This is a genomic window from Nonomuraea indica (assembly GCF_002850745.1).
Taxonomy (GTDB): Bacteria; Actinomycetota; Actinomycetes; order Streptosporangiales; family Streptosporangiaceae; genus Nonomuraea; species Nonomuraea indica.
This window is the reverse complement of the sequence record NZ_KZ559473.1, coordinates 241,283-259,011: the sequence shown is the minus strand read 5'-3', so window position 1 is coordinate 259,011 and position 17,729 is coordinate 241,283. Positions and strand designations below refer to the sequence as shown.

At 71.8% G+C, this 17,729-nt stretch carries 19 protein-coding genes and 3 tRNA genes; 8 read left to right on the top strand and 14 right to left on the bottom strand.

Annotated elements, in window-relative coordinates:
- The first annotated feature begins 141 nt into the window (after nucleotides 1-141).
- Complete coding sequence (gene rpmB, locus CXR44_RS21805; protein ID WP_101787934.1) at nucleotides 142-327, top strand: 50S ribosomal protein L28; 186 nt, start codon at nucleotides 142-144, stop codon at nucleotides 325-327.
- A gap of 379 nt (nucleotides 328-706) precedes the next feature.
- On the opposite strand, the gene thiD is transcribed toward rpmB, so the two are convergent.
- From thiD to CXR44_RS21790, 3 genes are all read right to left on the bottom strand, one after another.
- A complete protein-coding gene (thiD, locus tag CXR44_RS21800) occupies nucleotides 707-1,501 on the bottom strand; it encodes a bifunctional hydroxymethylpyrimidine kinase/phosphomethylpyrimidine kinase (protein WP_101787933.1) in 795 nt (264 codons plus the stop codon).
- Nucleotides 1,502-1,531: 30 nt separating this feature from the next.
- Entirely contained in the window at nucleotides 1,532-3,400 is a 1,869-nt protein-coding gene (locus tag CXR44_RS21795) for a hypothetical protein (protein ID WP_101787932.1), read from the bottom strand.
- A 126-nt stretch (nucleotides 3,401-3,526) separates the two neighbouring features.
- Entirely contained in the window at nucleotides 3,527-4,489 is a 963-nt protein-coding gene (locus CXR44_RS21790) for a thiamine-phosphate kinase (protein WP_101788060.1), read from the bottom strand.
- 68 nt (nucleotides 4,490-4,557) lie between these two features.
- Here CXR44_RS21790 and CXR44_RS21785 point away from each other — a divergent pair, with 68 nt between their 5' ends.
- Both CXR44_RS21785 and CXR44_RS21780 read left to right on the top strand, forming a co-directional pair.
- Entirely contained in the window at nucleotides 4,558-4,791 is a 234-nt protein-coding gene (locus CXR44_RS21785) for an Lrp/AsnC family transcriptional regulator (RefSeq protein ID WP_101787931.1), read from the top strand.
- 14 nt (nucleotides 4,792-4,805) lie between these two features.
- A complete protein-coding gene (locus CXR44_RS21780; protein WP_101787930.1) occupies nucleotides 4,806-5,234 on the top strand; it encodes a DUF3515 family protein in 429 nt (142 codons plus the stop codon).
- On the opposite strand, the gene CXR44_RS21775 is transcribed toward CXR44_RS21780, so the two are convergent.
- The 3 genes from CXR44_RS21775 to CXR44_RS21765 form a co-directional block, all read right to left on the bottom strand.
- Nucleotides 5,217-6,311 carry a D-alanine--D-alanine ligase family protein gene (locus CXR44_RS21775; RefSeq protein WP_101787929.1) on the bottom strand — a complete coding sequence of 365 codons (1,095 nt, stop codon included), beginning with the start codon at nucleotides 6,309-6,311 and terminating at the stop codon, nucleotides 5,217-5,219. The two genes, CXR44_RS21780 and CXR44_RS21775, sit on opposite strands and share 18 nt — an antisense overlap.
- A gap of 95 nt (nucleotides 6,312-6,406) precedes the next feature.
- Nucleotides 6,407-7,417 carry an NAD(P)H-dependent glycerol-3-phosphate dehydrogenase gene (locus CXR44_RS21770; protein ID WP_101787928.1) on the bottom strand — a complete coding sequence of 337 codons (1,011 nt, stop codon included), beginning with the start codon at nucleotides 7,415-7,417 and terminating at the stop codon, nucleotides 6,407-6,409.
- A 4-nt stretch (nucleotides 7,418-7,421) separates the two neighbouring features.
- Nucleotides 7,422-8,132 carry a lysophospholipid acyltransferase family protein gene (locus CXR44_RS21765; RefSeq protein WP_101787927.1) on the bottom strand — a complete coding sequence of 237 codons (711 nt, stop codon included), beginning with the start codon at nucleotides 8,130-8,132 and terminating at the stop codon, nucleotides 7,422-7,424.
- Between the two features lie 80 nt (nucleotides 8,133-8,212).
- Between CXR44_RS21765 and cofC the strand changes: the two genes are divergently transcribed.
- Both cofC and CXR44_RS40220 read left to right on the top strand, forming a co-directional pair.
- Complete coding sequence (gene cofC / locus CXR44_RS21760; RefSeq protein ID WP_101787926.1) at nucleotides 8,213-8,848, top strand: 2-phospho-L-lactate guanylyltransferase; 636 nt, start codon at nucleotides 8,213-8,215, stop codon at nucleotides 8,846-8,848.
- On the top strand, nucleotides 8,845-9,075 hold the full coding sequence (locus tag CXR44_RS40220) for a hypothetical protein (RefSeq protein ID WP_245899308.1): 231 nt from the start codon (nucleotides 8,845-8,847) through the stop codon (nucleotides 9,073-9,075). The genes cofC and CXR44_RS40220 overlap by 4 nt, the downstream gene beginning before the upstream one ends.
- Before the next feature lie 126 nt (nucleotides 9,076-9,201).
- On the opposite strand, the gene CXR44_RS21750 is transcribed toward CXR44_RS40220, so the two are convergent.
- The 4 genes from CXR44_RS21750 to leuC form a co-directional block, all read right to left on the bottom strand.
- Nucleotides 9,202-9,501: an HU family DNA-binding protein gene (locus tag CXR44_RS21750; protein ID WP_101787925.1), complete on the bottom strand. Its 300-nt coding sequence runs from the start codon at nucleotides 9,499-9,501 to the stop codon at nucleotides 9,202-9,204.
- 101 nt (nucleotides 9,502-9,602) lie between these two features.
- A complete protein-coding gene (locus tag CXR44_RS21745; RefSeq protein WP_101787924.1) occupies nucleotides 9,603-9,854 on the bottom strand; it encodes an SCO5555 family protein in 252 nt (83 codons plus the stop codon).
- Nucleotides 9,833-10,420, bottom strand: a complete 588-nt coding sequence (leuD, locus tag CXR44_RS21740; RefSeq protein ID WP_101787923.1) for a 3-isopropylmalate dehydratase small subunit — start codon at nucleotides 10,418-10,420, stop codon at nucleotides 9,833-9,835. The genes CXR44_RS21745 and leuD overlap by 22 nt, the downstream gene beginning before the upstream one ends.
- 76 nt (nucleotides 10,421-10,496) lie before the next feature.
- Nucleotides 10,497-11,882 carry a 3-isopropylmalate dehydratase large subunit gene (gene leuC / locus CXR44_RS21735; RefSeq protein ID WP_101787922.1) on the bottom strand — a complete coding sequence of 462 codons (1,386 nt, stop codon included), beginning with the start codon at nucleotides 11,880-11,882 and terminating at the stop codon, nucleotides 10,497-10,499.
- An 86-nt stretch (nucleotides 11,883-11,968) separates the two neighbouring features.
- Here leuC and CXR44_RS21730 point away from each other — a divergent pair, with 86 nt between their 5' ends.
- Nucleotides 11,969-12,685: an IclR family transcriptional regulator gene (locus CXR44_RS21730; protein WP_101787921.1), complete on the top strand. Its 717-nt coding sequence runs from the start codon at nucleotides 11,969-11,971 to the stop codon at nucleotides 12,683-12,685.
- A gap of 58 nt (nucleotides 12,686-12,743) precedes the next feature.
- A complete protein-coding gene (locus CXR44_RS21725) occupies nucleotides 12,744-14,486 on the top strand; it encodes a hypothetical protein (RefSeq protein WP_101787920.1) in 1,743 nt (580 codons plus the stop codon).
- A gap of 101 nt (nucleotides 14,487-14,587) precedes the next feature.
- Here the strand turns inward: CXR44_RS21725 and CXR44_RS39575 are convergent, their stop codons facing one another.
- From CXR44_RS39575 to CXR44_RS21710, 4 genes are all read right to left on the bottom strand, one after another.
- Nucleotides 14,588-14,905: an RpnC/YadD family protein gene (locus CXR44_RS39575; protein WP_219601942.1), complete on the bottom strand. Its 318-nt coding sequence runs from the start codon at nucleotides 14,903-14,905 to the stop codon at nucleotides 14,588-14,590.
- Nucleotides 14,906-15,044: 139 nt separating this feature from the next.
- Nucleotides 15,045-15,117 (bottom strand) — tRNA-Glu (locus CXR44_RS21720).
- A 23-nt stretch (nucleotides 15,118-15,140) separates the two neighbouring features.
- Nucleotides 15,141-15,216: transfer RNA gene (locus tag CXR44_RS21715), tRNA-Glu, on the bottom strand.
- Nucleotides 15,217-15,527: 311 nt separating this feature from the next.
- Nucleotides 15,528-15,599 (bottom strand) — tRNA-Gln (locus tag CXR44_RS21710).
- 151 nt (nucleotides 15,600-15,750) lie between these two features.
- On the opposite strand from CXR44_RS21710, the gene CXR44_RS21705 reads away from it, so the two are divergent.
- A complete protein-coding gene (locus CXR44_RS21705) occupies nucleotides 15,751-17,718 on the top strand; it encodes a M3 family metallopeptidase (RefSeq protein ID WP_101787919.1) in 1,968 nt (655 codons plus the stop codon).
- Nucleotides 17,719-17,729: the final 11 nt, after the last annotated feature.

Below are 17,729 nucleotides of genomic sequence, written 5' to 3'. Positions count from 1 at the left end.
TCCGTCCGAGTCCAGTGCTCGAGTTCGCCCCGGTGGTGCGGATCGGATATCCTCGTCTGGCTAGCCGGTTGTCCCGGCATGCCCTCCGCCCGACAGCATCAAGCGGACTGGGCTACATCGACTGTAAAAAGGAGCGATACCGTGGCTGCCGTCTGCGATGTCTGCCGCAAGGGGCCGATCTTCGGCAACAACGTGTCCCACTCCCACCGCCGCACCCGCCGTCGTTGGAACCCCAACATTCAGACGGTTCGCGCGGTCGTCGGCGGCACGCCGAAGAAGCTCAACGTCTGCACCTCGTGCATCAAGGCGGGTAAGGTCACCCGCTAGTTCGACTTCCGCGAAGGCCCGCCACCCGTGACCCACGGGCGGCGGGCCTTCGCCGTGCCTCGGCCCTCCGCCCCTCGCGCGCCCCTGACCGGGCGAAGCGCACCACCGTGACGGCAGGGCACCGCACTCGTGACAGGCGAGGCTCCACGCGTGCGTCCGGCGAGGCACCTCACCTGCTTGACCGGCAGAGCGGCAACACCCGTGACCGGCGAGGGCCCGCCACACTTGTGTGACCGGCAGAGCGGCAACACCGTGACGGAGGGGCAGCCACCACACGGGTGACCGCCGGTGTGCCGCGTCGACGGCCGGACGCGGCGGCGGGCCAGGCGCCGCCGTACGGCCGCGCACCGCGTGCGGCGGGGCAGGCGGGCCGGCGGGTTCAGCGCCAGCGCCAGGCGTGGTCCACCGGGCCGATGCCCTCGCCCAGCGGGAAGCCTCGCCTGATCGCGCCCGTCACGTACTCCTTGGCCCTGCCCACGGCGGCCGGCACGTCCTCGCCGAGCGCCAGGTACGACGCGACGGCCGAGGCGAGCGTGCAGCCGGTGCCGTGGGTGTGGCGGTTGTCGAGCCGCTCGGCGGCGAACCGGTGCTCGCTCGTGCCGTCCGTCAGCAGGTCGACCGGCTCACCCGGCAGGTGGCCGCCCTTGATCAGTGCCCACGTCGGCCCCAGCTTCAGCACGGCGTCCGCGGCGCGGCGCAGGCCGTACTCGTCCTCGACCTTCACGCCGGTGAGCTGCTCGACCTCCCACAGGTTGGGGGTGACGACCGTGGCGATGGGCAGCAGCCGCGTCTTGACCGTCTCGACGGCCTCCGGGGCGAGGAGCGGGTCACCGTGCTTGGACACGCCCACGGGGTCGACCACCACCGGCGCCTCGTACGCGCCCAGGACGGCGGCCACGACCTCGACGAGCTGGGGCGAGGCCAGCATGCCGGTCTTGACGGCCTGCGCGCCGATGTCGCCCAGCACGGAGTCGAGCTGGGCGCGCACCGCATCGGGCGGCAGCTCCCAGTAGCCCTGGACGCCCAGGGAGTTCTGGGCCGTCACCGCGGCGATGACGCTCATGCCGTGCACGCCGAGCGCGAGCATGGTCTTGAGGTCGGCCTGGATGCCCGCCCCGCCGCCGGAGTCGGAGCCGGCGACGGTGAGCACGCGGGGAGGGGTCACAGCGGTCATGGTCTCATCCAACCACGCCCGCCGGACGGCTCAGCTGACGGCGCACTCCCCACCGATCAGCCCGCAGTTGGGAGGCTGGGCGCCCTTGCCCGTCGCGGTGAAGGTGATCGCGGCCGAGCCGCCCGCCTCCAGCGAGCCGGTCACGTCGATGATCAGCAGGTCGCCGTCCTGGGACCACTCGGCGCCCTTCACGCCGAGCACACGCCCCTCGACCGGCAGGGACAGGGTCGGCGACCGCAGCGGCTGCGCGGACGCGTTGACGACGGCCACCCGGGCCGTGTAGCCGGTCACGCGCTGGCGGACGACGTCGAAGTCGACGTTGACCGTCTGCCCGCCGCCCTGGGGCGGGGTGACGGTGCCGGTCGGCAGCGGGGCCGCGGTCGTGCCGTCGGTCGGCTTGCCGCCGGGATCGATGATCGTCGTGACCTCGTCGGTCGGCGTCTCGCTCGGGCTGGTCTCCTCGAAGGTCGGCGGCGACGGCTCGTCCGACGGCCGGACCTGCTCCTTCTTCGTCCGGGTCGGCTTCGGCTCGGGCGAGCTGGTACGCCGGGGCGCCGGAGCGGTGGCCGTGGCCCGCGGCGTCGGGGTGTCGGAGGGCTTGGCGTTCTCGGTGGGCTCCTCGGTGTCCTCCTCGGCCGCCTCTTCCTCCACCGGTTCTTCGGCCTCGTCGACGGGTGAGGCGGCCGTCGGCCCGGGCTGGCTGGTGCCCTGCACGGCGGCGCAGGTGGCGCCCTGGCACTGTTCGGCCCCGCCGGAGCCGCTCATCAGCTTCACCCCGGCGACGGTGCCGCCGAGCACGACGACCACGGCGGCGACGGAGAGCAGCGCGAGCCGTCCTCTGCGTCCGCCGCCCGAGACGTCCGTCCTGTCGAGGTCGTCACCGCCGGGAGGCGGCTTGCGTCGGCCGCGCCGGCGTCCGGCCGGCTCCTCCTCCGCCGGCCCGTCGGACGACCAGCCGGAGCCGAGGAAGCCGTTGTCGCGCTCGGACCATTCGGGGGCCGTGGCGTCGACCATCGTGGGGCTGCCGTACACCTTGACGTCGCCCGGCTCGGGCGGGCCGCCGGGGGCCTGGAGCGCCTGCGTGCGCTCGCCCCCGTCGGAGGGGTCCTGGCGGTCGCCGGGCGCGCCGAACGCCTGCGTGGCGTCACCGGCGGGCCCGGCCCCCTGCGGCCGGGTGTCGCCGAACGCGGACCGCGCTCCGCCGTCGCCGAACGCGCCGCCATCCCGCTGCGAGGCGTCACCGAAGGCGCCGCCCCCCTGCTGCGAGGCGTCACCGAACACGCCCCCACCCTGCGGCCCGGCGTCGCCGAGCGCGCCGCTGCCCTGCGCGGACGTGGAGGGCCCGAAGACGTGCGTGTCGGACGGCTCGGGCGCGGCGGGCCGTCCGGCGGCCGCGAACGGGCCGGAGCCGCCGCCGAAGGGATCGGCTTGGCGGGGAGCGTCGAAGACGGGCGGGCCGAAGGTCTGGGTGCTGTCGGGGGCCTCGCCCGGCGCGGGCGCGTCCCACTCCGGCGGCCGCGCGAAGGCGCCCGTCGTCTCGAACGGCTGGTCGGCCGGCGGCACGGAGCCGCCGTCCGCGCGTGGCGGCGGCGCGAAGGCCCCGGTCGTCTCGAACGGGTCGGACTGCGACCGGCGGATCGCCTCACCGGGGTCACGCTGGGGCATGGGCGCCCACTGCCCGGTCACCTCCACCCGGTCGGGCAGCTCCGGCCAGCCGGGCGCGTCGGCCCGCGGCTCGTCCACCCGGTCCCAGAAGGAGCTCTTGGCGGACGGGTCCGGCACGGCGGCCCACTGCGCGGCGCGGTCGGCGTCGATCCCGAGGTCCCCCTCCGGAGAGTCGTCGGATCTGCCGTTCCCCCGTTCGTTCGCGTCGTCGGCTCCACCTGTGTGGCGGCCCATGGCTGCCCTTTCTGCCGGTTACCGATGGCCGCCAATCTTCATAACACCTTCGCTACGCCTTTGTCACAGCAATCCCATGAGTCAAACCTCATATCCGGAAAATTTCACGCATTTCGTGACAAGGTGCTACTTAAAGTGATCCCAACCGCCTCGAACCGGCGACCGACCCGGTACGTGCACCCCTTCTCCGGCCACGACCCGCCCCACGACCTGCCACGACGGCGGCAGCACCACGTCCGGCGGGAACGTCGCGGCCAGTGCGTGATCCTCACCGCCCGTGAGCACCCAGTCGAGCGGATCGGCGCCGAGTTCCTTCGCGGCGGCGGCCACCGGCTCGCCCACGGCGAAGGCCGCCGGGTCCAGTTCGATCCGCACCCCGCTGGCCTTGGCGACGTGGCCGAGGTCCTGGAGCAGTCCGTCACTCACGTCCAGCATCGCGCCCGCGCCCAGCCGCGCCGCCTCCGGGCCGCACGGGTACGGCGGACGCGGGCGCCGGTGCGCCGCCACGGCCTCCGCCAGCGCCGTGCCCTCCCAGGCCGGCACGTCCTCCTGCCGCCCCGCCTGCAGCAGCGCGAGCCCCGCGGCGGCGTGTCCCAGCCGCCCCGCCACGGCCACCACCTGACCAGGCCGGGCGCCCGACCGGGTCACCGGCGCGCCGCCGCCCAGGTCACCCAGCGCGGTCACCCCGAGGACCACCAGGTCGCACCCGGTGACGTCGCCTCCGGCCACGCTCGCCCCCACCTCGGCGCACTCGTCGCGGAACCCGTCGGTCAACGCGTCGAGCCAGGTGACCGGCAGGTCGGCGGGCATTCCCAGCCCGACCACGAGACAGGTCGGCACGGCGCCCATGGCCGCCACGTCGGCGAGGTTCTGGGCCGCCGCCTTGCGTCCGACGTCGTAGCCGCTGGACCAATCGCGGCGAAAGTGCCTACCCTCAATCAAGAGGTCCGTTGACACCACGACACGCCCGTCGGGCGCGTCGATCATGGCGGCGTCGTCGCCGGGGCCAAGCAGGACAGCCGCTCCCTGGGGCAGACGTCCGGAAATCCGACCCACCGCTCCGAATTCGCCTAGATCTCCTACTCTGATGACACACCTCCTGACGCTCTCAGGGTACGGTGGCCCTTCGGCGTGATCCAATCGCCCGGGAGGACGTAATGGTGCAGGCCTACATCCTTATTCAGACCGAGGTGGGCAAGGCCGCGAGCGTGGCCCACGAGATCTCCGGAATCCAGGGGGTCACACAGGCGGAGGACGTCACGGGACCCTATGACGTCATCGTCCGCGCTGAGGCCCACAACGTCGACGAGCTGGGCAAGCTCGTCGTCGCCCAGATTCAGGCCGTCGAAGGGATCACACGTACCCTGACGTGCCCGATCGTCCACATTTAAGGTAGCCCTTTCCCATGCGTGCCGCTGCCGTCCCGCTGCTCCTGCTCGTGCTCGCCGGGTGCGGTGCCGTTCATGTGGAGCCGCCCGCCCCCCAGGGCGAGGCGGCTGCGGCCTGTGACCGGCTCGCGCCCCGGCTGCCGCGGACGCTCGACGGCGCGGACCGCACCAGGTCCACGCCCGAGTCGCCGTACGTCGCCGTGTGGGGCGAGGCGGAGATCGCGCTGCGCTGCGGCGTGCCCCGGCCGCCCCGGATGGCGCCCACCGACCGGTTGGACGAGATCAACGGGGTGGGCTGGTTCGCCGACCCCGACAAGCCGGCCCTCTACACCGCGATCCAGGCTCCCCTCTACGTGGAGGTGACCATCGCGGGCACGCACACCGCCGGCGCGGTGCTCGCCGACCTCTCGGACCCGATCGCCCAGGTGTCAGCGCAGCCCCGGTGACCGGCGCAACGCGAGCTGGACGAGCCGGTCGACCAGGTCGGGGTAGGACAGCCCGGACGCCGCCCACAGCTGCGGCGCCACCGACAGCGAGGTGAACCCCGGCATCGTGTTGATCTCGTTGAGGACCAGCGTCCCCTCGGGCGTGTAGAAGAAGTCGACCCGGGCCAGCCCCTCGCACTCCAGCGCCTCGAACGCCCGCACCGCCATCGCCCGCACCTGCTCCGCGACCTCCGCCGGCAGGTCGGCGGGGACGGTGAGCGACATCTGGTCGGGGAAGTACTTGGCCTCGAAGTCGAAGAACTCCTGCCCGCCCTCGATCTTCACCTCGCCGGGCATCGACGCGCCGGGCGGCTCGTCGTCGAACGACTCCAGCACCGCGCACTCGATCTCCCGCCCGGCGATCGCCGCCTCGATGAGCACCTTGGGGTCGTGCCGGCGGGCGACCTCGACCGCCTCCTCCAGCGCCGCGCGGTCGTGCGCCTTGGAGATGCCCTGTGACGACCCCGCGCGGGCCGGCTTGACGAACACCGGCCAGCCCAGCCCCTCGGCCTCCTTGAGCACCCGTTCGCGGTCCAGCCGCCAGTCGCGGTCGCGTACCACCACGTGCCGTCCGACGGGCAGCCCGGCCGCCGCCATGACGGTCTTCATGTACGCCTTGTCCATGCCGACCGCGCTGGCCAGCACGCCGGAGCCGACGTAGCGCACCCCGGCCATCTCCAGGAGTCCCTGGATGGTGCCGTCCTCGGCGAACGGCCCGTGCATGACGGGGAACACCACGTCCACCGAGCCCAGCTCGACCGGGATGCTGCCCGCGTCGTAGGCGACCAGCGTGCCCTCGCCCGAGGGCAGCGCGAGCGCCGCGCCGGACGTGTCGACCTCGGGCAGCTCGCCCTCCTCGATGGCGAAGCGCTGGCCGGACGCCGCGAGCACCCACCTGCCGTCCTGGGCGATCCCGATGGGGATCACCTCGTACTTGCTCTTGTCGATCGCCTCCAGCACGCTTCCCGCGCCCATCAGGGACACGGCGTGCTCGGAGTTGCGACCACCGAAAACGACGGCGACGCGTGGCTTGCTCATGAGGTCCGAATCTACCGGCGTGTCCCTTCTACAGCGAGTCAAGCCCGGGCGTGGTGTCCGCAAGGGTCAGGTCTGTCATGTCCGGCCGCCTTCCCTCACACGCCGTAGCGCTCGGGTTTGGGCGACCGCGACATGAGCAGCATCCCCGCCTCCGCCGGCGACATGCCGTCGTGCACGACGCCCACGACCACCTCGGTGATCGGCATCTCCACGTCGTGTTTCCTGGCCAGCTCCAGCACGGACTCGCAGGACTTGACGCCCTCGGCGGTCTGCCGGGTGGCGGCGATCACCTCGGTCAGCGTCATGCCCCTGCCGAGGCGCTCGCCGAACGTACGGTTGCGCGACAGCGGCGAGGTGCAGGTGGCCACCAGGTCCCCCATGCCGGCCAGCCCGGCGAAGGTGTGCGGATCGGCGCCGAGTGCCGCACCCAGCCGGGAGATCTCGGCCAGCCCTCTGGTCATGAGCATGGCGGAGACGTTGTCGCCCATGCCCATGCCCACGGAGACGCCGACGGCCAGCGCGATGACGTTCTTGACCGCGCCGCCCAGCTCGACCCCCACGACGTCGGGGTTGGTGTAGGGCCGGAACCAGGGCGGCAGGTGGCACGCCTCCTGCAGCCGGGCGGCCACGCTCTCGTCCACGCAGGCCACGACCGTCGCCGCAGGCTGGCGCTGGGCGATCTCCTTGGCGAGGTTGGGCCCGGAGACCACCGCGACCCGGTCCTCGGGCACGCCGGCCACCTCGCGGATGACCTCGCTCATCCGCTTGGTGGTGCCGAGCTCGATGCCCTTCATCAGGCTGACCAGCACCGCGTCGCGCGGGATGTGCTCGCGCCAGGCGGCCAGGTTGGCCCGCAGCGACTGCGAGGGCACGGCCAGCACGACGAAGTCGGCCCCCTCCAGCGCCTCGGCCGGATCGGTCGTGGCCCGCAGGGACGTGGGCAGCGCCACGCCCGGCAGGTAGTCGAGGTTGGTGTGGGTGCGGTCGATCGCCTCCACCAGCTCCGGCCGGCGCCCCCACAGCGTGGTGCGGGTGCCCGCCTCCGCGAGGATCATGGCGAACGTGGTGCCCCACGAGCCGGTGCCGAACACGGCGGCCTTGGTCATCAGGTCACCGCCCGGCCGGGTCGTAGGGGGACTCGGGCGCCTGCTCGCCGCGCAGCTCGGCGAGCTGCGCGGTGATGGCCGCGATGATGTCGCCGGTCGCCTCGCGCAGCACGCTCGCGTGCGGCGGCCGGCCGGCGTACGCCGACAGGTCGACCGGCGGTCCCACCGACACGCGGAACGTCTTGCGCGGGAACAGCCGCGGCCGCTTCTCCCCGTACGGCAGCAGTTCGTGCGCCCCCCAGTGGGCCACCGGGATCACCGGGGCGCCGCTCTCCAGCGCGAGCCTGGCCGCGCCGGTCTTGCCGACCATCGGCCACAGGGCGGGGTCGCGGGTGCAGGTGCCCTCGGGGTAGAAGAGGATCGCCCCGCCGTCCTTGAGCCGCTGCGCCGACTCGTGCAGCGACCTGGCCGCGTCGGCGCTGCCGCGGTAGACCGGGATGGCGCACAGCGAGCGCACCGCGTGGCCCAGCAGGGGCACCTTGAACAGCGCCGACTTGGCCAGCACGACCGGCCAGCGGCCGTTGTTGTACAGGAAGTGCGCGAGCAGCACCGGATCGGTCCACGACAGGTGGTTGGCGACGATGATGATGCCGCCCTCGCGGGGGATCCGCTCCCCGTGCCGCCAGTCCCTCTTGACGAGGAGCAGCGACAACGGCTTCACGATCACCACGGCCAGGCTCTCCCAGAAACGCGATGGTCGCGTGAGGCGCCTCATGCTCTCCTCCAAGCCGAACGGTGTGCGCCCCAAGTCTCCCGGTTGGTCACCGGGGATGTCGAGGCGCGATGCTTAACCCTATGAGCAACCGCTGGTCACTGGTCATCCCGGTGAAGACGCTGGTCGCCGCGAAGACCCGGCTGGCCGCCGCGACGGGCCCGCACCGCACGCGGCTGGCCGTGGCGGTCGCCTGCGACACCGTCTCGGCGGCGCTCTCCTGCCCCCTGGTGGAACGGGTAATCGTGGTGACGGCCGATCCGGCCGCCGCTGGGCCGCTCGCGGCGCTGGGCGCCGACGTGGTGCCCGACCCGGACCGGGGTCTCAACACCGCGCTGCGCACGGGCGCCGCGCACGCGGTCCGGCTCGCGCCGGACGCCCCGGTGGGCGCGCTGCAGGCCGACCTGCCCGCGCTGCGCCCGGCCGAGCTGGCGGTCGCGCTGGCGGCGGCGGCCGACTTCGACCAGGCGTTCGTGCCCGACGCGCTCGACGTCGGCACGACGTTCTACGGGGTACGGCCGGGCGTGCCCTTCACGCCGAGGTTCGGCGGGGAGTCGCGGGCCAAGCACCTGGCCGGCGGCGCGAAGGAGGTGTGCCCGGCCGGCATCGAGTCGGTCCGGCGCGACGTGGACACCCCCGGCGACCTGCGCGCCGCCCGGGCGCTCGGGCTGGGCCGGCACACCGCGGCCGTGGTGGAGGAGCTGTGGCCGGAGCCGTGAGACGGTCTACGCTGGTGTGCGTGCAGGCCACGGTGCGCAGCTTCGACGAGACCACCCGTTCCGGCACGGTCTTCCTCGACGACGGGACGGTGCTGGCCTTCGGCGCGCCCGCCTTCGACGCGGGGCCGCTGCGGCTGTTGCGTCAGGGGCAGCGCGTGCGCCTCGTCACGCGCGGCGATGAGATCACCTACGTCACGCTCTCGACGTTCCCCGTGCCGTCGGAGTGACGGCCTGCGCGGGTGACGGCCTGCGCGGGTGACGGTCTCTACGGTGAGGGGTGGCCGGAGCGATCACCCCCGGTACGCCAGACGCCCGGCTCCCCAGATGTGCGGAGCCGGGCGTACGGGCTGGCGTTACTTCTTCTTCGCGGCCTTCTTGCCGCCGGCGTTGACCAGTTCCTTGAAGTCGGAGCCCGGACGGAACTTGGGCCCCCAGCTTTCCTGAACCTTGATCTCCGCCCCTGTCGACGGGTTCCTGGCCGAGCGAGCCGGCTTGTGAACCATCTCGAACGCGCCGAAGCCCGTGATCGAGACCTTGTCCCCGCTCGCTACCGTCTTCTGGACGACATCGATGATCGCGTTGACGGCTTCGGTGGCCGTGCGCCGGTCGCCGATCCGCTCTACGATGGCGTCAACGAGCTCTCGCTTGTTCATATACGTTGTGCTCCCCCCGTTACGGCTCGGGGTTCCAGCTCACGAAGCTAAGACGTAGAAACCCCTTACTCTCCCGAAACTAAGCCTGATTGCGGGCGAACTCAATCACCCGGCGTGCTTTCGGCTGCGCGTGGCGTGTCGGGATCGCCGTCCAGCCCGGCCAGGAATGCCTCCAGCCGGGCCGCGGCCCGCTCGGGATCGCGCTTCGCGAGGTCGCAGATTGCCAGATATCTACGGGCATATCGCGCTTTGTCGGCGCTGGGCAGCGCGCGAACGCGGCGGTGCGCCTCACGCAACCGCCGCGCCAGCTCGTCGTCCTCGAAGGCGTCTTCTAGACGGTGGTCGGCAGCCATGGCTGCCGACCATTCTCGTACGCCGCCACCTCGTCGGCGTGACGCAGGGTCAGCCCGATGTCGTCGAGGCCCTCCATCAGGCGCCAGCGGGTGTAGTCGTCGATCTCGAAGCCGACGGCCTCGTCCGCCCAGCGGACCTCGCGCCCGACCAGGTCGACGGTCACCTGGAGCGACGGGTCGGCCTCGACGGCGGCCTGCAGCGCCTCCACCTTCTCGCCCGGCAGCACGACCGGCAGCAGGCCCATCTTGGTGGAGTTGTTGCGGAAGATGTCGCCGAACCGCGCGGCGACGACCACGCGGAAGCCGTACTGCTGCAGCGCCCAGACCGCGTGCTCGCGCGAGGAGCCGGTGCCGAAGTCGGGGCCGGAGACGAGGATGGAGGCGCCCTGGTAGGCCGGGTCGTTCAGCACGAACGTGGGGTCCTCGCGCCAGGCGGCGAACAGGCCGCGCTCGAAGCCGGTGCGGCTGACCTGCTTGAGCCAGACGGCCGGGATGATCTGGTCGGTGTCCACGTTGCTGCGGCGCAGCGGCACCGCCGTACCGGTGTGGGTGGTGAAAGCGTCCATGGTCGGGATCTCCTAGAGGTCTGCATGCGAGAGCGCGTCAGGTGAGGCGGCGGCCGGGCCGCCGCACCCGGCCGCGCTAGAGGTCCGCGGGGGCGGTGAGGCGGCCGGTGACGGCGGTCGCGGCGGCGACCTGCGGCGACACCAGGTGGGTGCGGCCACCCTTGCCCTGGCGGCCCTCGAAGTTGCGGTTGGAGGTGGAGGCGCTGCGCTCGCCCGGCTGCAGGGTGTCGGGGTTCATGCCGAGGCACATCGAGCACCCGGCCTCCCGCCACTCGGCTCCGGCCGCCTTGAACACCTCGTGCAGCCCCTCCTGCTCGGCCTGCAGCTTGACCAGCATCGAGCCCGGCACGATGAGCGTGCGGGTCCTGACCTTGCGGCCGCGCAGGATCTCGGCCGCCGAGCGCAGGTCCTCGATGCGGCCGTTGGTGCACGAGCCGACGAACACCGTGTCGACCTCGATCTCGCGCAGCGGCGTGCCCGCGGTCAGGCCCATGTACTCGAGGGCCCGCTCGGCGGCGGAGCGCTCGATCGGGTCGCTGAAGCTCTCCGGCTCCGGCACGGCCGCGTCCAGCGGCAGGCCCTGGCCCGGGTTGGTGCCCCAGGTGACGTACGGGGTGAGCGTCGAGGCGTCGATCTCGACGACCTTGTCGAAGACGGCGTCGTCGTCGGTGCGCAGCGTCTTCCAGTAGGCGACGGCCTGGTCCCACAGCTCGCCGGACGGCGCGTGCGCCCGGCCCTGGAGATAGGCGAACGTGGTCTCGTCGGGGGCGATCATGCCGGCCCGGGCGCCCGCCTCGATCGACATGTTGCACACCGTCATCCGGCCCTCCATGGAGAGCTTGCGGATGGCCTCGCCGCGGTACTCGACGATGTAGCCCTGGCCGCCACCGGTGCCGATCTTGGCGATGATGGCCAGGATCAGGTCCTTGGCCGTGACGCCCACGGGCAGCTCGCCCGACACCTCGATGGCCATCGTCTTCGGCCGGTAGGCCGGCAGCGTCTGCGTGGCCAGCACGTGCTCGACCTCGGAGGTGCCGATGCCGAACGCGATGCCGCCGAACGCGCCGTGCGTGGAGGTGTGGGAGTCGCCGCACACGATGGTCATGCCGGGCTGGGTGAGACCGAACTGCGGTCCGATGATGTGCACCACGCCCTGCCCGGCGTCGCCCATCGGGTGCAGCCGGATGCCGAACTCGGCGGCGTTCTTGCGCAGCGTCTCGACCTGGGTCTTGGACACCGGGTCGGCGATGGGGCCGAGCACGGTCGGCACGTTGTGGTCCTCGGTCGCGATGGTGAGATCGGGCCTGCGCACCTTGCGGCCGGCGAGCCGGAGCCCGTCGAACGCCTGCGGACTGGTCACCTCGTGGATGAGGTGCAGGTCGATATAGAGCAGGTCGGGCTCGCCGTCGGCGCGGCGCACGACGTGCTGCTCCCAGACCTTCTCCGCCAGTGTGCGGCCCATGATCTCCTCCTGTTGGTGCGATGCACCGCTGTCGCAGTGACGCCTCCGACTTGCCTTCTCATATGTCGAGACGGCAGTATCGGTGTATGGACAACTCTAGCGGAGTCGGAGTACTCGACAAGGCCGTTCTGGTGCTCAACGCCCTCGAAGCCGGCCCGGCGTCGCTGGCACAACTCGTTCAGGCCACCGGATTGGCCCGCCCCACCGCGCATCGGCTGGCCGTCGCCCTTGAGCACCACCGCATTGTGAGCCGTGACACACAGGGCAGATTCGTCCTCGGCCCCCGCCTTTCGGAGTTGTCCACGGCCGCCGGCGAGGACCGCCTGCTCGCCGTCGCCGCGCCGGTGCTGATGCAGTTGCGTGACCTGACCGGCGAGAGCGCGCAACTTTACCGCCGGCAGGGTGACGAGCGGGTCTGCGTGGCCGCGGCCGAACGCGCCAGCGGACTGCGTGACACCGTGCCGGTGGGATCGGCGCTGCCCATGACGGCGGGTTCGGCGGCGCAGATCCTGCTGGCCTGGGAGGAGCCCGACCGGCTGCACCGGGGCTTGCGCGGGGCCAAGTTCACCGCGGCGACCCTGGCCTCCGTACGACGCCGGGGATGGGCGCACAGCGTGGGAGAGCGCGAGCAGGGCGTGGCGAGCGTGTCGGCGCCGATCCGCGGCACCGGCGGCAAGGTGATCGCCGCCGTGTCGGTGTCGGGCCCCATCGAACGGCTCACCAGGGCGCCCGGCCGGCTCCACGCGGTGCCCGTCATGGCGGCCGCCGAGCGCATCACCGAATCGATGCGCCGCACGTCATGATCAGCCAAACGGCGTATTTGGGGAGCCGACTGCCTCGCGGGCGCACTAGCCTGAGTGCGTGACAGATCGCATCGAGGTAGCCGCCACTGAGCTGCGACCCCTGCTCGAAGAGTTCATCTTGTGGGCGCGCGCCAACGCGCCCGACAGTGACCCCGAGCTCGTGGGGCCGGCAGCTCTGTGGCACCGTCTCGCCTACTCCCAGGATCTCGGCACGTGGAAGCGCGCCGACCTGCGAAACCTGCTGCTCGACCGCATGCCCAAGGTGGTGGAGGACCCCGACTCCGCCGCTGACGGCATGCTCCCGGCCGTGGACGCCTACCTGACCTTCCTCTCGCAGACGGGCAGGCTGGCCAAGGGCTCCGACTCGCTCGCCGAGCTGCAGGCCGAGCTCGACGACGTCGAGGACGAGTTCGTCGAGCTGATGGAGGACCTCCTCGACGACGCCGAAGGCGACGACGAGGAGGACGAGACCGGCGATCTGGGAGACTTCGAGCCGTTCGCCGACGAGCTGGCCGACCTGCCGACGATCCGGCTGCGTCCCGACGTCGAGCTGGCCGCGGCCGCCCGCGAGGTGCCGCTGATCGCCAAGGCCCGCGACCTGGCCCTGTGGGTCGGCTCGGGGCGCCGGGTGGGCGAGGACACGCTGCTGTCCGACGCGGAGGTCGAGGAGGCGCTGACGGCCATCGGGCTGCCGGTGCCGCAGACCGACGGCCCGCTCGCCGAGGCCGTCCCCATGCTGTGGAACATCTGGAACCTCGCCGTCGACCTGGAGTTCCTGGAGCCCGGCGAGGGCGACACGGTGGCGGTGCAGGACGACACGTCCGAGTGGCCGTTCGACGACGACGAGGACGTGCTCGAAGCCTGGATGCTCGGCCTCCACTCGGTCGACTACGGCGACCCGGAGCTGGCCGACGACGACCTCACCATGGCGCTGGCCGGGCTCACCCGGGCACTGCTGGTCCGGCTGCTGCTGGCCGGCGGCACGCGCGAGCTCGACGGGCTGCGCCGGGAGCTGGCCGAGGCCGCCGCCGACATCGACGAGCTGGGCACCGACGCCTGGGAGGCCGCGGGCGACCCGCTGACACCGGTCATCGACTGGCTCGTCGGCTACGGGATGATCACCGTCGACGGCGCGACGGTCGTCGACGGCGTGGCGACCGGCGGCACGCTCGCCCTGACGCCGCTCGGCACCGAAGGCGTCGTCCACCTGGTCGACGACGCCGACATCGAGGTGGACGCCCGGCCCGCCATCGAATCGATGAGCGCACACGAGCTGCTGGCTCTCAGCGCGGAGCTGCCGGAGGAGGAGGCGGACGCCGAGTTCGCCGCCTGGATGCGGCTGCGCGAGCCGGGCCGGGCCGCCGAGGAGCTGCTGGAGGCGGCGGCCGAGGACGAGAGCGACGCCCTCATCCGGGTGCAGGCGGCCAGCGTGGTGGGCACGCTCGGCGAGGCGGCCGTCCCGGCCTGGCAGGAGGCGCTCAAGCAGTCGTCGCTCCGGCCGTACGCGGCCACCCATCTGAGCCAGCTCGGCGTGGAGGGCGCGCCCGAGCCGACCCAGGACGACACGCACTGGCTCATCCTCGACATGTGGACCATCTCGGCCGGCCTGGGGCGGGCGGAGTTCGTGAGCAGCCTGCGCGACATCGGGCCGGAGCTGCTCAACGAGCTTCTCGAGGTGATCTGGAAGATCCCGCACGCGCACGTGGAGGAGCTGCTCGACCTGATCTCGCAGGTCCACCCGGACAAGCAGGTCGCCAAGGCGGCCCGCCGTGCTCTCTTCAAGGCTCGTTCGCAGGCCTGAGACACGAAGGCGGCGGGGCGCCAGGCGGTCGACGGCCGAGCTCGTCGCCGCCCTGGCGCCCTTCGCCGCACGGCGACGCCCCCCGCCCGCTCCGTCGCGACTCAGTCGAAGAGGTCGTCAAGGGACGCGGCGGTGACCGCCCGGCGGATCCACTCCTGGACCTGCGCCAGATCGGTGCAGGCCGTGATACGAGCCCTGGCCTCCTCGCTCACGGCCAGCCCCCGCACGTCCAGCACGGTGAGCAGCGCCTCGACCTCACCTTCGGCCTTCCCTTCGGCCTTCCCTTCGGCCTTCCCTTCGGCCTTCCCTTCGGCTTTCCCTTTGCCGAAGTGCTCGCGAGCGAAGGGGCTGTAGACCGGCCACGCAGTGGACGACATGATCTCCTCCAGGAACCGTTCGGCGATCGCGCGCCATCGCATCGCGCCAGGGCCGGGTCGCTCACATGACGTTAGCACTCGTGTACAGATAGTGGTGGGCGTTCCGCAGAACTTCCCAGGGGATCCCGCATACGGAAAACGCCCCGGCGCTGGGCGCTCGGGGCGTTGGAGGAAGGCTGTGTAGTCCCGACCGGATTCGAACCGGCGCTACCGCCTTGAGAGGGCGGCGTCCTGGGCCACTAGACGACGGGACCTTCGCGATGGCTTGTGGTGACTGTGGTAGTCCCGACCGGATTCGAACCGGCGCTACCGCCTTGAGAGGGCGGCGTCCTGGGCCACTAGACGACGGGACCATGTCCCACAAGCGATCGTCGCCGGGCCTCCCCGGCGACGCGTGTAACTCTACCGCACCCTGAGGAGCACAACCAAACCGTCGCCGGCCGAGCGGATCCCGCCGGTGGCGATCCCACGGGCGCGCGGACGCCGCGGCCCCCATGACGGTCGCGCGGGCTCCGTACGGGCGGGGCGGGCTGACAGCCGTACGGGTGCGCGGGCCGGCTGCCGTACGCGGCGGGAGTCTCCACGGCGGGCGGGGAGGGCCGCCGGGTCCGGAATTCGTGGAGAAACAGAAAAGCGGACGCCTCTGTGAGACATCCGCTACTTGCTGGGGTACCAGGACTCGAACCTAGACTAACTGAACCAGAATCAGTCGTGCTGCCAATTACACCATACCCCACCGGTCCGAGCCCCGGGGGGCGCGTTCGGCGACGTCCGAAAGAATAGCCCAGCTTGGGCTCCAAGGCCAAAACGATTGCCGGGAGCGTCCGGCACGGGTCCGGTCGTGCCAAGCTGTGGGGGACAAAACACCACGTGGAGGAGCCCGAGCGTTGGCCGAGAACCCGTTGTTCGCCCCCAGCAGCCTGCCCTACCAACTGCCGCCCTTCGCGGACATCCGCGAGGAGCACTACCTGCCCGCCTTCGAGCGGGGCATGGCCGAGCAGCTGGCCGAGGTGGATGCGATCACGGGGAATGCCGAGCCGCCCACCTTCGACAACACGATCGCCGCCCTGGAGCGGTCCGGGCGCCTCCTGCAGCGCACGGCCACGGCGTTCTTCAGCGTCGTGGCGTCCGACTCGACGGACGGCGTCATGGAGATCGAGAAGCGGATCTCCCCCGAGCTGACCCGCCACAGCGACGCCATCCGGCTGAACCGGGCACTGTGGGAGCGCATCAGGCGGGTGACCACCGAGGACCCCGAAGAGGCGTGGCTGCTGGAGAAGTACCGCGACGACTTCGTCCGGGCGGGCGCCGACCTGTCGGAGGAGGAGCAGGCGCGGCTGCGGGAGCTGAACGAGGAGCTGTCGCGGCTGTCCACCGAGTTCGCCCAGAACCTGCTCAAGGCCGCGAACGACTCGGCCCTGGTGGTGGAGGACGCCAAGGCGCTCGACGGGTTCGACGAGGCCCGGATCGCCTCGCTGGAGCGTGACGGCCGCTACGTCCTGCCGTTGCTGAACTTCACCAACCAGCCCGGTCTGGCCCAGCTCACCGACCGTGACGTGCGCCGCAGGCTCTACACGCTGAGCGTGGAGCGCGCGCCGCAGAACTTCGGGCTGGCCGTGCGGATGGCCGGGCTGCGGGCCGAGCGGGCGAGCCTGCTCGGCTTCCCCAACCACGCCGCCTACCGGGTCGCCGACCAGACGGCCAAGACCGTCGAGGCGGTCGAGGAGATGCTGGGCCAGCTCGTCGGCCCGGCGGTGCGCAACGCCCGCAAGGAGGCCGAGGCCCTGGCGGAGCAGGCCGGGTTCGAGATCGAGCCGTGGGACTGGTCGTTCTACGCCGAGAAGGTGCGTCAGGCGCGCTACGACTTCGACGCCTCGGCGATGCGCCCGTACTTCGAGCTCGACCGCGTCTTCCGCGACGGCATCTTCCACGCCGCGACCAGGCTGTACGGCATCACGTTCACCGAGCGGCCGGACCTGCGCGGCTACCACGAGGACGTGCGGGTCTTCGAGGTGTTCAACGAGGACGGGAGCGCGCTCGGCCTGTTCGCGCTCGACCCGTACGCCCGGCCGGGCAAGCGCGGCGGCGCGTGGATGAACAACCTGGTGGACCAGTCGTTGCTGTTCGGCGAGAAGCCGGTGGTGCTGAACAACCTCAACATCACCAAGCCGGCCGCGGGCCCGACGCTGCTCACCTACGACGAGGTGACCACGGCCTTCCACGAGTTCGGGCACGCGCTGCACGGCCTGTTCTCCGAGGTGCGCTTCCCTCGCGTGTCGGGCACCAGCGTGCCGCGTGACTTCGTCGAGTACCCGTCGCAGGTCAACGAGATGTGGGCGACCTGGCCCGAGGTGCTGGCCAACTACGCCAGGCACCACGAGACGGGCGAGCCGATGCCGGCCGAGCTGGTCGAGAAGATGCAGGCGGCGGAGAAGTTCAACCAGGGCTTCATGACCGTCGAGTATCTGGCCGCGACGCTGCTCGACTGGGCCTGGCACAAGCTCGCCCCGGGCGAGGAGGTGGACGACGCCGAGGCGTTCGAGCAGAAGGCCCTGGAAGCCGCTCAGATCGCCTTCCCGGTCGTCCGGCCGCGTTACCGGACCAACTACTTCGCCCACATCTTCTCGGGCGGCTACAGCGCCGGCTACTACTCCTACATCTGGAGCGAGGTGCTCGACGCCGAGAGCGTCGAGTGGTTCAAGGAGAACGGCGGGCTGAAGCGCGAGAACGGCGACCACTTCCGGCGGACCCTGCTGTCACGGGGCGGCAGCCTCGACCCGCTGGCGGCCTTCCGCGACTTCCGCGGGCGCGAGCCGTCGATCCAGCCGCTGCTGGAGCGGCGCGGCCTGGTCTAGCCCGGCCCGTC